Here is a 14462-nt window from a genome sequence, read left to right as displayed (position 1 = left end):
GAGACGCATTGGGGCTATATATTCGATGTGAATGTTTACCTTTGGGGCTTATTACTTGAAATTCGGTTTCGAATTTCCATATATGATATAGGAAAATCGAAACCGAATTTCGGACTCTGTAAAGTGTGTCCTGGAAGGACGTAAACGAGGATTCGAGGGAGAAATATCGCGGGTGCATCTCTTCCTCCCAAACGTTATTCCCTGTCCCGGAGGGCATCTGGTGACTCGGGTGCGCTACAGTAAAAGTGGGTCCCGAATGACTTTCCGGGTGTCCAGAGGAGGCGGCCTCATTGGGGTCCCCCTCTGGGGGATTTAGGGGGAATCACCTCATCTTGCGGGAGTTGAGCCAGAGCGGCACCCTGAAAAACAAGTTGATCAGAAGCACAACAAACACGAGCACAGCCGCAGCCTTCTCGGCAATTTCCGTAGCGTCCGGAACAATCGCCTCAGACTGCACATACCACAAATGCACAGCGAGCGTTTCGCCTGGCGAGAACAAGCTGAAATCCCACATCTCGCCTGATGTCGAGACGCCCGCTGTGAGAATGATAACCGCGCTTTCCCCAAATGCCCTGCCGGCCACCAGACATATGCCAGTAATGATCCCATTGAGCGCAACAGGCACAAGCACGCGGCGGATCGTCTGCAGATGGGTGCCGCCCATGGCGAAGGATGCTGTTTTCATATCCTGGGGTACAGCCCGGATCGCTTCTTCCGTCACCCGGGTCAAGACAGGCAAATTCAGAAACGCCAGACTGACCGCACCTCCGATAATTGTAAGTCCAATCTGGAAAGCTTCTACGAATAAGGCTATTCCAAACAGCCCGAATATAATAGAAGGAACGGAAGCCAGTCCCTCTACACAGACACGGACAAACGCAATAAATTTGTTGTCCGGCGCGAACTCTGCCAGATAGATTCCTGCCGCCATACCCAGAGGAATGGAAATAATCAGGGAAATGATTAATACATAGAAGGAATTGAAAAGGGTCGGCCCGATCCCCCCGCCTTCGTCGATCTCGCTTGGAAGCCCGATAAGAAAGCCCCATTCCAGCTTGGGCAAGCCCTTCTGGAGGATCAGAAAAAGCAGGCCCAGTATGAACAGGACAGTGACGATGCCGACTCCCCACACAACTGTGGTAAATATCCGGTTATTGATATGATTCATGCTTTTACGGGAAGCGAACGGATTGCCGGCGTGTTGTTTGACATCGGACTTTATCATGATTGGGCTCCTTTGCGCTGTATGACCCGAACGAGTACGATCATGATCAACGAAATAATAAGCAGCAGGAAGCCCATCATATACAGCGCGTAGTTCCAGGTGGAATCGAACGGGACATTGGAAATCTGCATGACGATATTGCTGGTCAGTACCGCGGTCGGCTTGAACATGGCATTCGCCAGCTGCGGTGTGTTTCCGATGACCATGACCACTGCCATCGTTTCGCCGATTGACCGCGCCATCCCCAGAATAACCGCATACATCACGCCGCTTTTGGCTGCCGGAAGCACCACTCTGACAATCGTCTGGAAACGGGTCGCTCCCAAGGCGTAGGAAGCATCGCGGAATTTCTTCGGTACCGCAACAATAGCGTCGTCCGTGATCCGGCTGATTGTCGGAAGCACCATAATCGTCAGTACGATGGCAGCAGCCAAAAGCCCGTCACCCATGCTGGTGCCCGTTACGCTGCGAAGCATAGGAATGAGTACCGTGATGCCGAGAAAGCCATACACGACCGAGGGAATGCCGACAAGCAGGTCCATAATGGGACGCAGGCCCGTTTTCAGCCACGTCGGCGTCATTTCGGCAAGGAAGATTGCAATCAGCACAGACAGAGGAACAGAGATTAGCATCGTCAGAAAGGTTAATGCCAATGTCCCGAAGATAAAGACAAGCGCTCCATATTGATTGTTCTCCGGCGCCCATTCCGTAGAGAAAAAGAAGGTGAAGGGCGAAACGGTCTGAAAGGTCAGGATGCCGGTGCGGCCCATAAAGAACAGAATCGTGAACAGAATCAAACAAACGAAGATCACGCATGCGATGCAGATCAGTTTGAAGGTTCTGTTGTAAAAGGATAGCCGGTTCTTGCGATCGAATGTGCGTGCAGAGCCGGTTTTGAGACTTTTCCCCAAATCGGCGCCGGTCATAGCCTGACTGGAAGCAGGCGCTTCAAGCATATTGGATACATCCTTTCGTCATTATTCATGAAGAGAAGCCAGCTCCGACCGCAAGCAGTACCGGGTGCTGGCTTCCTGTTTTCTACATCCGTCTGCTGACAGCAGCGCGGTCTACACGTTTTTCATAGCGGAAATCGGAATAAATTTTAGCTTTTTGAGCGAACCGTTTTGGAACGTTTTGCTTTGTACGTATTCAATGAATGCTTTTGTAGCGCCTTCCGGTTGGCCTTTGGTCATGTAGTAGCCATAGCCCCATACTTTGTAAGAGCCTTTAATAACATTATCTTCGGTTGGTGCGATTCCGTTGATTTTCACAGCGGACATTTTTCCCGTTACATACACAAGGTCAATATAGCCGATTGCACCGGGCGTCGTTTCGATGGCTGTTTTCATGTCGCCGCTGGACTTCACTTCTTTGTAATTGTCGCCTTTGGTCATGAAATCTTTGCCATCCAGCGCTTTGATCTGGAAGTTGACGCGAGTTCCGGATCCGAATGCGCGGTTAACCACGACAATATCGGCGTCCGAACCGCCAACCTCTTTCCAGTTCTTCACTTTGCCGGAGAAAATGTCCTGCAGCTGCTTCGTCGACAGGTTATCTACTTTTACGCTGCTGTTCGTTACGGCTGCGAACGGGATAACGGCAACCTTGTGAGCGACCTGCCCATCGAATTTCTTAAACCCCGGCACGTCTGTGGAGGCATCCCAGTCAACTGCTCCGATATCGGCGATGCCTTTGCGGACGGCTTGTGGTCCCGTTATGGAACCGGCAGCGGAAGCGGCGATTTTCACTTTGGGATTCAATTTTTTGAACTCATTGGCTGCTTGAAGCGTAAGCGGAAGCAGAGCGGACGAGCCGTTGACCACGATTTTGCCGCTAAGCTTGCTAGCAGCGCTTGCCACGGATACCGATCCAAAAGCGACGGTCAGGGCAATTGCCGTAAAGGCCATGTTTTTCAACCAATTTGTTTTCATAATGAACGCATTCTCCTCTTGGGCATCAGGCCCCTGTTTATTAGTGGGTTACTTTCTTCCAAGTACCGTTTTGGTTGACCGATACTTGACCGTCCGCGATAACCGCTACCGGTGTTCCCGATGCGGCAAGAAGCTCTGTTACGCTGCCTGGAATGGTGTAAAGTTCTTTTTTAGCACCCGTTGCGGTATCGACTTCATAAACCGTTTCATTGCTCCCGTTATCGGTAACCGCATAGATTTTATCGCCTGCCATAACAGCCTGAAGGACGTCCTTGTCCTCAATTAGCTTGACGGCCGTTTTGTCCTTGGCGATGGAAATCAGCGAAGACGCTTTGCCTTCTTCCACGCTGACATAGAAGGCTTTGCTGCCGTCGGAAGCGGAACCGACAAAGATTTTATCATCGTTCGTCGTTGTCAGAGCTGACGGCTTGCCGTCCTTAACTGCGGCATCATAGTGGATAATCTGCGGCTCGGTGCCCGTCATATCTATTGCCACATTGTCTTCTTCCACCGGCTTGGAAGCATCGGCCGTCACCGCGCCTGGCTTAATCACGGTGTAATAGAATTTTGTGCCGTCCGCGGAAACGCTCAGGTTGGATTTGTAATCCACTTTATCTTCGAGAACTTTAGTGATCGTGCCGTCCGCGAGATTCAGCTTGGCAATTACGCTGCCTTTGTCACCCTGCAGGAAATAAATCGCAGAACTGTCGGCAGACCATACGAGCTCGGGCTTGATCGAATTTTCGGAGGTCACTACACTCGTTTGCTTGCTGGCAAGATCAACGGTATATACTGCTCCGCTTTCCAGCGTGTACGCTGCTTTTTGTCCATTAGGGGAAACAACTAAATCGGACGCATCCGTTGATTTCATCAGCTCGGTATAAGCGCCTGTCGCTGCGTTGACCACATAATCTACCCTGCCGTCTTCGGTAATTACCGATGCCAGCAGACGTTGCGAGTCGATCCAGACGACACGGTCCGCATCCTTCACCATTTGGATCGTGCTGATGGCTACCTGTCCTGCCTCATCCTCCGTTGTTTCTGCTCCGAACACGCTTGTAAAATCTTCGAGTGTGATAAAGTAAGCATTGTTGATATTCTCGATGGCATTTTTCAACTCGATGACGCTGCCGTCCACCACCACTTCTCTGGATAATGCGCGCAGTTCGGCCATATGCTCATTAAATATCGCCGTGATGCCTTTGCCGCCCACTTCGAAGTAGATGCCTGCTACAGTACCTAAATCGCGCAATGATACATACGAAACACCGTTCAGCGAGACAGCCCGCACAGGTACAGCGGCATCATTAATGACGAAAGAGGTTTGCTGGATTGCCACGCTCTTCTGGAGCTGCGACGCTGAAACAGCACTGACCGCTGAAGTGGAAACTGCTGCTGCAAACGCTGTAAGAAAAAGCTTTTTTTTCATCGACATAGGGCTCGTATCACCTTTCTGGATTCACGTTTTTGGTATGTGTCTATTTTTAAAATTGCCGACCGCCCCAGCTTTCATCGCCCGCCGGGTTTCTCACCCTCCCAGAATGCCAACGTTATGTACAAATCTGATTATAAAGTCCCATTGTAAAATGATTATCAAGCTACTATGAAGATATTGTTAAAATGTGGCATATGGGCTACTCTGCTCCAGCCAGCCGATGGCGGCAGAACAAACAGGTGGCGGCAATTCCCAGATTCGTTAATGAGCCAAAACTATCTAATGGTCGACGGGGGAGAATATTACGGTTTTCCTATTCGGTGGAGTCTATATAAAAAAGGGACCCAATCCACATCGGAAGGGTCCCAGCTTCATCTTCTTACGGCTGTGCGGTCTCGTTAATCTTCTCGAAGTACGGGGCTAGCTTTGAGGCGAGTCGCTCAAACTGCTGCTGCTCTTCTTTGGTCAGTTTCTCCTCATGTACGACCCCTTTTTCATCGGTGATCTTCAGCTTTAAGCTCCATATACTCCTTGAACTCTTCTTCCGTGAGCTTGCCTTTTGCTGTCTGAAGCATTCCCTCGATCTGTTGATATTCTTCCTGCGAACCGCCGTGCTGTTCAATGGTCTTAGTAGAACCGAAAATATCATCGGCCAGATAGGAAGCAGCAAATGCAGCAGACGGAATCAGGATTGCTACTGCAGCAATGCCTGCTAACATGCGTTTTTTCATGGGTGATCTACCTCTCTTTTCGTTCAAATAGTGTTGATAGGACGTTTGGACACGTCCATGCAAATCGGGGGGGCAGTACATCGAATCTGCCGCCTGGCGAAGCTCCTCACGCAATTTTTTGTCAATGGACATACACGTCTCCTCCCGTCATATCGAAACGTTTCCGGAGTTCTTTCAGTGCCAGATGATGCCTGGATTTCACTGTGCCAACGGGGATCTGCAGCATGTCTGCGATTTCTTCCAAAGCATAGTCGTGAAAATAGCGCAGGATGACGACCACACGTAGTTTGTACGACAACTGGCGGACATGGCTAATCAGTTCATGCTGCATTTCGGACTGCAGGACAGCTTTGTCCGTCCACTCGAACTGTTCGCAAGCCATCTGGCGGTTTAGTTCAAAGAGGCGAATTCGCCGCCAGGCCTTTCTTTTCCAATCCTGGACCTGACGTACAGTGATTCCGTGCAACCAAAATCGCAAAGGCCGACTAGAGTCGTACGTGTGAAACGACCGCCACATGCGCAAATAAACTTCATTCACGATATCATCAATGTCCTGTTTGTTGTAGACGAGAAAAGCAATCGTCCGATAGACGTCTTGGTGAGTTGCCTGATAGACAAGCTGAAAGGCCGACTAGTCGCCCAACGTCGCTTTTTCAAGCCAAGGAAGTAACTCTTTATCATTCATGGGGCCCCTCCTGAACATGTTACAACCCTTAATTCGCTCCCATGGGGAAAAAGGTTCAGTAAGGGGATAATTTTTTTTATTATCCCGATATATAAGATTATGTTTTGATGCCTTATAGGCACGCCAGCAAAACAAAAACAGCTCCCTTTATAAAACAAGGAAGCTGCTTATTTTCTTGCAGCCGAAGCCGACTGCTGGATATCCAATGGATCAGAAAAAATCCATCAAATAGGTCTGCCGCTGCGGAATGACCGCGTGCAGCTGTTCTGCCGCCTCCGGTGATCCTGCAAGCCGCCCAAAGCGGTTCAGCTCACTTGCGCTGCGGTAACCCATCATCAGTGCGGACCATGTATTAATATCGCAGGACAGATCGGGCTGTGCGCCTTCTTCCAGCTTGACCGGTTCCATCGTCCCTTTGCCATCCGCCGTTACGGACAGATTCCAATCCCCTTCATTCCATGGGGCATTCGGGTCATTTAGCCGAATTGTCAAGCGAGTCCCTTGCGCTGTGGGAGCAAATGCATACTGCTGCACAAAAGCTTCCGTGTCCACAATCCTCGCCATAAAGTAGGACACGATTTCCTGACCGATCCTGGGGTTGGACAACAGAAACGGCAACGTATCGTCCATGGGCGCTTTCAGGACAGCCTTTTCTACCATGGAGTCATGGCTGGCCAGATAGGTCCAGAGTGCCTGACGGGCCTGCTCGTTCTCAAATACCATTTCATGAACATGCAGCACACGCGCTTTGATTTCGTACAGAATGTAACCCACGGCTTCGCCATCCTGCCCGTAATAAACGGCGGTATACCCTTTCTTGCTGTTCTTCAGCGTGTTCTTCCACCATTCTTCGCTCCGATGAAGCGTCCCATTATAACGCGACGCATACGCTTCATAGAGTCGTGAAAGCAGTGGTATATCAGCAGCCTCACGGCTCACTTTCCCTTCTATTTCCTTACGCTGCGGGAATAACCCCGTTTCGATGGTATACTGTTTGTATTCCACATACAGCTCCCAGCCATATTTCTTGTAGAAGCCAAAGGAAAACGGGGCCAGACTGGAGACACTTATGCCATTCTCTTTCATATGAAGAAGCACATGCCGAAGCAGTTGGGCGACATTTCCTCTGCGGCGGTGCTCCGGCCAGGATGCCACCCCGGCAATCCCGCCCATTGCATATTTCCTTCCTTGTATATGCATCTCCAGAGGAATCACGGTCAATTGAGCCTCCAGCTCGTTCTGCTCAAAAACGCCCCAAACCTGCTCGGGCTTAAAGCTTTTGCGATGCTCCTCACGCTGTTCGGCGGTCAAAGAATATTGAAAAGCATATTGGGACAAATCCACACTGGCGTCGAAATCGTCCAATTTTAAATTTCTTAGTTCCATGAGCTTTTTATCCACCTCGTTCGTTGTTATAATCTTGCCTGTGTTCGTGCAAAACAGGTCTTATCCTTCTTTCTTCCACTTCATACCCCCTACCTCCTGCCGGAAGGCCGCAAATAGATAGGGCAGCAGCATTTCCCATACGGTTCAGTCACTATAGGATACTTTTGACGTATGCTCATCCTATTATTATCACTTTGTTGATTGATTTAGTGGGGTATATCTAGTAGACATAAAGTCTTATCTGTTCTATCATTAAAGGAAAGGGTAGACAAGAACAAAATTATGTGATAAAGATTTAGCCTTTTTATTTAGAACAATCCATATATATCTAACAAGATACATCTAACAAGCAGAAAGGCAGGTGCATATTTGCGGATAGAATATGTCGATAATGTCTTGGAATTAATTACTCAAAATCTGTACGAAACAGCCGGTAATCTGATGAAAACCGCCAGTGATTTGATTGGAGCCAATACCTTCTGTATTGCCAATAACGACCGTTCAACCACTACCGTCCTTAAAGCGTTTAACCGGGAAGCCATTTTGCTGGAAGAGGGCCTCATCGTCGACAACGAAGAATCCTATTGCCATCTGGTCATTGAGAAGTCGGAAGGACCTTTGATTATTGATGATAATTTAACTCATCCTCTAACAAAGGATATGGATGCCACCCGATTCGTCGGAGCTTGTTCGTTTATGGGCGTGCGTATCGTTGGGCTGAATGGGATCGTGTTCGGATCGCTTTGCGCGTTTGACGATAAGGGCTACCGCTTCACAGAAAAAGAGGTTTCCTTATTAAGCTCCCTTGCGGCTTTCTTTGCCAATGTGCTTGAGCTTGAGGAAACCATTACCACGCTGCGAGAATCGGAAACGGAAAAGCGGAAGCTGATGGAGGAGAAATCCAATCTGCTTGCTGTAATGAGCCATGAAATCCGCACGCCTATGAACGGTGTATTGGGAATGACCGAATTATTGCAGCTTACGGATCTTGATCACGATCAGAGGGGCATGACGGAAGTTATCCGCAAGAGCGGAGAATCCCTGCTTACCTTCGTCGATCATGTTCTGGCCTATTCTAAAATAGACGCCGGCAAAATGGAGCTTGATGCTGCGGCTTTCGATATTCACGGCTGCCTGAAACAAGTCATGGATTTGTTCCAATCAGAAATCGATAAAAAGGGGATCTCGCTTACCTCCGAGATAGGCAATGAAATCCCGCTCATTCTGGTGGGCGATGAAATCAAGATTCGTCAGATTCTTGTCAATTTAATCAGCAACGCGATTAAATTTACGGATCATGGCCAAGTTCATGCACAGGTGAAACTGAAAAGTACGAATTACGACACCCGGACGGTAACCCTGGCATTTCATATATCGGATACAGGTCTCGGCGTTCCGTCTGATCAGAAACACCGGTTGTTTTTATCCTTTTCCCAGCTTCATGATTCAAGCAATCCGAACAACTATGGCGGATCCGGCTTGGGCTTGTCCATTTGCAAGCAATTAATTGATCTGATGGGCGGGGATATCTGGCTTGACGAATCCTATGAAGGCGGAGCCTGTTTTGTGTTTGAAATTACGCTCTCCCTCTATGCGGATACTCTCATTCCCAGTAAAGTTTAAGGATCTATCCATTGTGGTAAACCGGCAGCCGACGAATTTACGAACAACAAATCCTGCAGCCCACCGCGTAAACGGTGGATTGCAGGATTTGCTCGTTTAAAGCGGATTATGTTGCGGCGGTTACAGCTCCACCATTGCTTTGATCACTTTGCTCTCCGGCTTCAGCCAATGCTGGAATTGCTCCAGCATCCCGTCAAATGGCGCACGGTGCGTAATATAACGCTCCACGCCAACAGCCCCGCAGCGAAGAGCTTCCAGCACGGTATCAAAATCCTCCGGCGTGGCATTGCGGCTTCCCATCAACGTCAGCTCGCGTTTATGAAACTCCGGATCGTTAAAGGTGATATCTGCCCGCACAAGACCAACAAAAATCAGCTTGCCCCCATGGGCGACATACCCAAAGGCATCGCCCATGGACTGGACATTGCCTGTCGCATCAAACACAACTGTCGGATAATCTCCACCGGTAATTCCGTCCAGCTTCTCCAAAGGGTTGTCCCGAGCATTGATCGTAAACTCCGCTCCGGCCCAACTGCGGCAGAAGCTTAGACGTTCGTCATGAATGTCCATGGCGATGACCTTCGCCCCTCTCTCTTTGGCAAAAGCCATCACGCCAAGCCCGATAGGTCCGGCTCCGATTACCAGCACGAATTCGCCGCGCTTGAGCTCAGATCGCCTCACCGCATGGGCACCTATGGCCAGCGGCTCCACAACAGCCGATTGGTCTAGTGTCAGCCCCTCCGTGCGGATCAGAAGGGAAGTTGGCACCGATATCACCTCGCGCATCCCTCCGTCGCGATGAACGCCAAGCACCTGCATGGAAGTGCAGCAATTGGTTTTGCCTGCACGGCAGGCAATGCAGGCTCCGCAAGCCATATACGGGATAATGGCCACCTGGTCTCCTGCCCGGATTCCGCTGGCATCATCCTCTACTCGCTCAACAATGCCGGAAAGCTCATGCCCCAGAATACGGGGATATTCAAAAAAAGGCTGGTTCCCTTTGTAGGCATGCATATCTGTACCGCAAATACCGACACGCCGGATCCGGACAAGCGCCTCACCGGGCACAAAAGACGGCGCTTCCGTTTCCGTCATATACAGCTTATCCGGATGTTCGCAAATAATGGTTTTCATCATTAGCACCTCTTTTGTTAAATAGTCGGTATCTGCCAGTTGGTCCGACCGTAATGGATAGGTTCCAGTCTGCCGCTGAGCAGCAGCTTGACGGCTTTCCCGTTTCTATAAAATAACGCCGTCCTTAAAAATCGCAATTTCCCGGTAGCCGTTGCGCTCATTCCTGGTTTGCTGCTGGCCGGACGCCACCTCCAGCAAATAATCAAGCAGTTCCTCCGACAATCCCTCCATATTCTTGCCTTCCAGCAGCTGGCCTGCATTAAAATCAATCCAGTTGCGTTTATGCGCGGCAAGCTCGGAATTCGTCGAAATCTTGACCGTCGGCACCGGCCCGCCAAACGGTGTGCCTCTCCCCGTCGTGAACAACACTATATGCGCTCCGCCAGCGGATAAGGCCGTAACCGACACCAGATCGTTTCCCGGCGCTTCCAGCAAATTGAGGCCAGTGGCCGCGATCCGTTTGCCGTATGGCACGACATCCATGACTATGGCATGGCCGCCCTTCTGCGTGCAGCCCAGCGACTTTTCCTCAAGCGTTGAAATTCCGCCTGCTTTGTTGCCTGGTGAAGGGTTCTCGTAAATATCCTGGCCATGATTGATAAAATATTGCTTGAAATCGTTGACCAGATCCACGATTTTATGAAACACCCTTTCGTCGCTCGCTCGATTCATCAGAATCGTCTCCGCACCGAACATTTCCGGCACTTCCGTGAGGATGGCCGTCCCTCCCTGCGCAATTACGCGGTCGGAAAGCGCGCCGACCAGCGGATTGGCCGTTATGCCGGACAGACCGTCGGAGCCGCCGCATTTGAGCCCGATTTTCAGCTTCGATACGGGTACCGACTGCCGTTTGAATTTCGCCGCATAGTCGACAAGCTCGCCGATCAGCTCCATCCCTGTCTCGAGCTCATCGGCCACATCCTGCGAACGCATGAATTTGATCCGGTCGGGATCGTAATCGCCCAGCACCTCTTTGAACAAATCAATCTGGTTGTTCTCGCAGCCCAGACCTACCACCAGAACGCCGCCTGCATTGCCGTGATTGGCCAATGAAGCCAGAAGCTGTTGGGTATACTTGAGATCGTCTCCCAGCTGGGAGCAGCCGTAAGGATGCGCGAAATGATAGACCCCGTCAATACGCTGGCTATGTTCCGCGGAAGCCATCCTGGCCAGGGACTCACAGGTCTTGTTAATACAGCCGACCGTATTCAGAATCCAGATTTCGTTGCGGATCCCGACTTCGCCGTTGTCCCGGATATAACCCTGGAATGTCAGCTGAGTGGGAGACGTTTGCTGTAGGGCATTCTCCTCTGCCGGAGCTGATGGCGTATACACATAATCCAGTTTCCCTCTCAGTCCCGTCTCCAGATTATGCGTATGCACCCAATGGCCGGCCTCGATGCTTTCCTTTGCTTTGCCGATGGAATAACCGAATTTGAGCACATCATCTCCCTGGGTGACTGGCTTGACGAGTACTTTATGTCCTTTGGGCACCGGTTCCAGCACTGTGATCGCCGCGCCTCCGCTCTCACGGGTCTGCACCGTATCACCGGGCTGCAGATCCCGCAGCGCAATCATGACGTGATCGTTCGGGCTCAGTTTAATAGAGTCACTCATGTTGTTTCCTCCTTCATTCCCTTGAACTGCTCCACCACCGCTTCCACAAGTCCCGGTATGCCGTTCAATGGTTTGCCCCAGAGCAAGTCGGAATCCAGCAGCTCCTCAACCAGCTGTGTCCGGTCGTGGGTTCCGGCTTCATACCGGTCCCACGCGGCTGCCAGAAATTCCAGCGCAGTCCGGTCATCGCGAATCGTATAGTCAGATCCGTCAAAACGTTCGCCTGCAAATTGATCCTCTACCAGCCTCACCTTGTACAACCGGAGCAGATGAGCCAGTGCCTTCACAATGCGTTCGGGCAGTTCTCCGTTGTGGGCGGACATATAACCTTCAAGCGACGGCAGCAGCCTCGCCCGGAATTTGCTGATACTGTTCATCGCGATATCCAGCAGCCGGTGACGGTTATAAGGATTCTCAAACCGCTCGAAGACGGTGGCGGCATACGCCTTCGTCTCGGCGGGAGCCATCTCGGAAGCCAGGGAAGGGATAATCTCCAGCTCTACGGCATCCCTTATATAAGGGCCCAGCTGCGGGTGCTCAAGCGCAGACCGCACCTCCGAAACGCCATTCAGCAGCGCGATCGGCGTCATCAGCGTATGCGCCCCGTTCAGAATACGAACCTTGCGCAGCTGGTAGGGTTTCAAATCACCGGTCCAGACGACATCAAGACCTGCTGCCTGGAAAGGCAGCTTGCTCTCCAACCCGGCTTCGCCTTCAATTGCCCATAAATAATAGGGCTCTGCTGAACACAGCAGCTTATCGTCGTAGCCGAGCCGCTCCTGCCACTGAGCAGCTTCTTCGCCAGGATAGCCCGTCACAATCCGGTCCACCAGCGAATTCAGAAAACGGTTATGATCCCGCACCCAGGCCATAAACGGCTCCGGCAGCTGCCAATCGGCGCTGTGCTGCAGAACGCAGCGTTTCAGCTCATCCCCGTTGCCTTCAATAAGCTCGCAGGGAAGCAGCAGAAGTCCTTTAGCGGGGTCGGCGCCGAAGGTCAGAAAACGCCGGTAAAGCAGGGCAGTTACCTTCGCCGGATATGAGATAGCGGGTTTATCGAGGGAAACTTCCGTAGGCTGATAGGTTAATCCCGCTTCCGTCGTATTCGACACCAGCACCTCAAGCTCCGGTCGCTCAGCTAAGGCAAGCAAAGCCTCCCACTGGGTGTAGGGATCGATAAACTCGCCAAAAACAGCGATTTTCTCAATCCGTTCCACCGGAGCCCCCTGTTCAATGCCCCTGACAATTAATGTGTAGAGCCCGTCCTGCGCCTGCAGCTGTTCCAGCTTGGCCTTGCCCGAAGGCCGCGGCTGCGAGACGGCAACCGCTCCGTCATACTTGCCCTGCCTGCGCATCTCATGGACCATCCAATCGACGAAGCCGCGCAGAAAATTGCCTTCGCCAATCTGGACGATACGCACGGGGCTTTGCTTCATCGCTTTGAACGCCGCCGATTCCTCCGCATTTAGCACCTGGCTGTCAAGCGGTTTGGCATCACTGCCTTGTCTTGTCTGTGACATTCAAGATATACCTCCTTTAGTTGTTTCAGCCGCTGTGGTCTCTAAAGGCAGCAGCCTTCTGACTTTCCACGACGGGGCCTGGAAATCCCAGCCGTATCAGCACGGGCTGTTCCTCATTGCCCACGCAGCCCACCAACTTTTGGCGGGTCATTCTTGTATCTCTGAGCGGTTTATATTTTATTCCGGTATAGCATCCAGTTTGTAGAAAACAGCCGCATTTCCTCCATACAACGCGGTAAGTTCGGCATCAGTCAGCGTGTCCGGCAGCACCTTGCCCAGCGCTTCATGAACCTGGGCATAACTTCCCGCGAGCAGGCATACAGGCCAGTCGCTGCCATACATAATCCGGCTGGTGCCAAAAATGTCCACAATGTGGGCAACATATGCGGTGAAATCCCCGGCTTCCCAAGCGGTGTGGTCCGCCTCCGTCACCAGCCCGGAAAGCTTGCAATAAATCTTGGGATAGCTTGCGACCTCCCGCATTTGAGTGGCCCATGGCTCGAAAATGCCTTCTTTAATCCGGGGTTTCGCCAGGTGATCCATCACGACCCGGAGACCGGGCACATTTCTGAGCAGCTCAAGAACAACCGGCAGTTGGTGCCACATGGCCACCAGATCGACCGGCAGATCCATTTTGGCTATTTCCCGCAGGGCTTCGATCACGTTGGGTCGAAGGATTTCGCTGGGCTCGGGCATGTCCTGGATCATCAGCCTGAAACCAAGGAACTTCGGATGGCTCCGGAAAGATTCCAATACGGCTGCCCACTGCGGATCATTCAAATCAAGCCAGCCGACCACCCCTGCGATTGATTCATGCTGCTCGCTGAGCTTCAGCATATAATGGGTTTCTTCATGATGGGTCGCAGCCTGAACCAGTATCGTCCGGTCCATTCCGGCTGCGTGGAGCGCAGGTTCCAGATCCTCAGGCATGTAGGAACGGTAAAGAATCGGAGAACTTTTCTCCGTCAGCCATCCATAATCAATCTGTGCAGGATCCCAATAATGTTGGTGTGCATCAATTCTAGGCAACGGCAATGGCTCCTCTCTTCATTTTTGAATTTGCTACAAACAGATGATCGGCGTTAACATGAAGTGCCAGCTTTTGGAGATACCGCTTCCATATCGGTGTCCGTTTTCGCTTATCTTCTCATCATAGCATCAATAATTTGGATTAA

11 protein-coding genes and 1 pseudogene are annotated in these 14462 nt (G+C 51.2%); 1 reads left to right on the top strand and 11 read right to left on the bottom strand.

What is annotated here, in order from left to right; translation table 11 throughout:
- Positions 1-322: 322 nt before the first annotated feature.
- The 7 genes and pseudogenes from pstA to IEY46_RS03760 all read right to left on the bottom strand — a co-directional run bounded on the left by pstA (position 323) and on the right by IEY46_RS03760 (position 7393).
- Entirely contained in the window at positions 323-1225 is a 903-nt protein-coding gene (pstA, locus tag IEY46_RS03790; RefSeq protein WP_188989260.1) for a phosphate ABC transporter permease PstA, read from the bottom strand.
- Positions 1222-2181 (bottom strand): phosphate ABC transporter permease subunit PstC, encoded by a 960-nt coding sequence (pstC, locus tag IEY46_RS03785; RefSeq protein WP_188989258.1) that lies wholly within the window; start codon positions 2179-2181, stop codon positions 1222-1224. The genes pstA and pstC overlap by 4 nt, the downstream gene beginning before the upstream one ends.
- A 111-nt stretch (positions 2182-2292) precedes the next feature.
- Positions 2293-3156 (bottom strand): phosphate ABC transporter substrate-binding protein, encoded by an 864-nt coding sequence (locus IEY46_RS03780; RefSeq protein ID WP_188989256.1) that lies wholly within the window; start codon positions 3154-3156, stop codon positions 2293-2295.
- Positions 3157-3196: 40 nt separating this feature from the next.
- Complete coding sequence (locus IEY46_RS03775; protein ID WP_229750049.1) at positions 3197-4591, bottom strand: stalk domain-containing protein; 1395 nt, start codon at positions 4589-4591, stop codon at positions 3197-3199.
- Between the two features lie 494 nt (positions 4592-5085).
- Positions 5086-5454: a DUF2147 domain-containing protein gene (locus IEY46_RS03770; protein WP_229750048.1), complete on the bottom strand. Its 369-nt coding sequence runs from the start codon at positions 5452-5454 to the stop codon at positions 5086-5088.
- Positions 5444-6007: pseudogene (locus tag IEY46_RS03765) on the bottom strand (sigma-70 family RNA polymerase sigma factor). Before IEY46_RS03765 ends, IEY46_RS03770 begins: the two are co-directional and overlap by 11 nt.
- A 210-nt stretch (positions 6008-6217) precedes the next feature.
- Positions 6218-7393, bottom strand: coding sequence for a GNAT family N-acetyltransferase (locus IEY46_RS03760; RefSeq protein WP_188989252.1), 1176 nt, complete (start codon positions 7391-7393; stop codon positions 6218-6220).
- Between the two features lie 369 nt (positions 7394-7762).
- Here IEY46_RS03760 and IEY46_RS03755 point away from each other — a divergent pair, with 369 nt between their 5' ends.
- Positions 7763-9016, top strand: coding sequence for a sensor histidine kinase (locus tag IEY46_RS03755; RefSeq protein ID WP_229750047.1), 1254 nt, complete (start codon positions 7763-7765; stop codon positions 9014-9016).
- A gap of 120 nt (positions 9017-9136) precedes the next feature.
- Here the strand turns inward: IEY46_RS03755 and IEY46_RS03750 are convergent, their stop codons facing one another.
- From IEY46_RS03750 to IEY46_RS03735, 4 genes are all read right to left on the bottom strand, one after another.
- The gene (locus IEY46_RS03750) at positions 9137-10150 is read right to left on the bottom strand and encodes a zinc-binding alcohol dehydrogenase family protein (protein WP_188989250.1); all 1014 of its coding nucleotides are present in this window, start codon (positions 10148-10150) and stop codon (positions 9137-9139) included.
- 105 nt (positions 10151-10255) lie between these two features.
- Positions 10256-11767: a UxaA family hydrolase gene (locus tag IEY46_RS03745; RefSeq protein ID WP_188989248.1), complete on the bottom strand. Its 1512-nt coding sequence runs from the start codon at positions 11765-11767 to the stop codon at positions 10256-10258.
- Positions 11764-13287, bottom strand: coding sequence for a tagaturonate reductase (locus IEY46_RS03740; protein WP_188989246.1), 1524 nt, complete (start codon positions 13285-13287; stop codon positions 11764-11766). The genes IEY46_RS03745 and IEY46_RS03740 overlap by 4 nt, the downstream gene beginning before the upstream one ends.
- Before the next feature lie 177 nt (positions 13288-13464).
- The gene (locus tag IEY46_RS03735; protein ID WP_188989244.1) at positions 13465-14316 is read right to left on the bottom strand and encodes an amidohydrolase family protein; all 852 of its coding nucleotides are present in this window, start codon (positions 14314-14316) and stop codon (positions 13465-13467) included.
- Between the last annotated feature and the right edge of the window lie 146 nt (positions 14317-14462).

Origin of the sequence: Paenibacillus nasutitermitis, from assembly GCF_014641075.1 — a bacterium.
GTDB lineage: Bacteria > Bacillota > Bacilli > Paenibacillales > Paenibacillaceae > Paenibacillus_Z > Paenibacillus_Z nasutitermitis.
This window is presented reverse-complemented; position numbering and strand designations above follow the sequence as displayed.

Bases quoted from the DNA above. Each gene is read 5' to 3' on its own strand.
- IEY46_RS03750 (WP_188989250.1), bottom strand. From the start codon at position 10,150: ATGAAAACCATTATTTGCGAACATCCGGATAAGCTGTATATGACGGAA.
- IEY46_RS03740 (WP_188989246.1), bottom strand. From the start codon at position 13,287: ATGTCACAGACAAGACAAGGCAGTGATGCCAAACCGCTTGACAGCCAG.
- IEY46_RS03775 (WP_229750049.1), bottom strand. From the start codon at position 4,591: ATGTCGATGAAAAAAAAGCTTTTTCTTACAGCGTTTGCAGCAGCAGTT.
- IEY46_RS03760 (WP_188989252.1), bottom strand. From the start codon at position 7,393: ATGGAACTAAGAAATTTAAAATTGGACGATTTCGACGCCAGTGTGGAT.
- IEY46_RS03770 (WP_229750048.1), bottom strand. From the start codon at position 5,454: ATGTCCATTGACAAAAAATTGCGTGAGGAGCTTCGCCAGGCGGCAGAT.
- IEY46_RS03780 (WP_188989256.1), bottom strand. From the start codon at position 3,156: ATGAAAACAAATTGGTTGAAAAACATGGCCTTTACGGCAATTGCCCTG.
- pstC (WP_188989258.1), bottom strand. From the start codon at position 2,181: ATGCTTGAAGCGCCTGCTTCCAGTCAGGCTATGACCGGCGCCGATTTG.
- pstA (WP_188989260.1), bottom strand. From the start codon at position 1,225: ATGATAAAGTCCGATGTCAAACAACACGCCGGCAATCCGTTCGCTTCC.
- IEY46_RS03745 (WP_188989248.1), bottom strand. From the start codon at position 11,767: ATGAGTGACTCTATTAAACTGAGCCCGAACGATCACGTCATGATTGCG.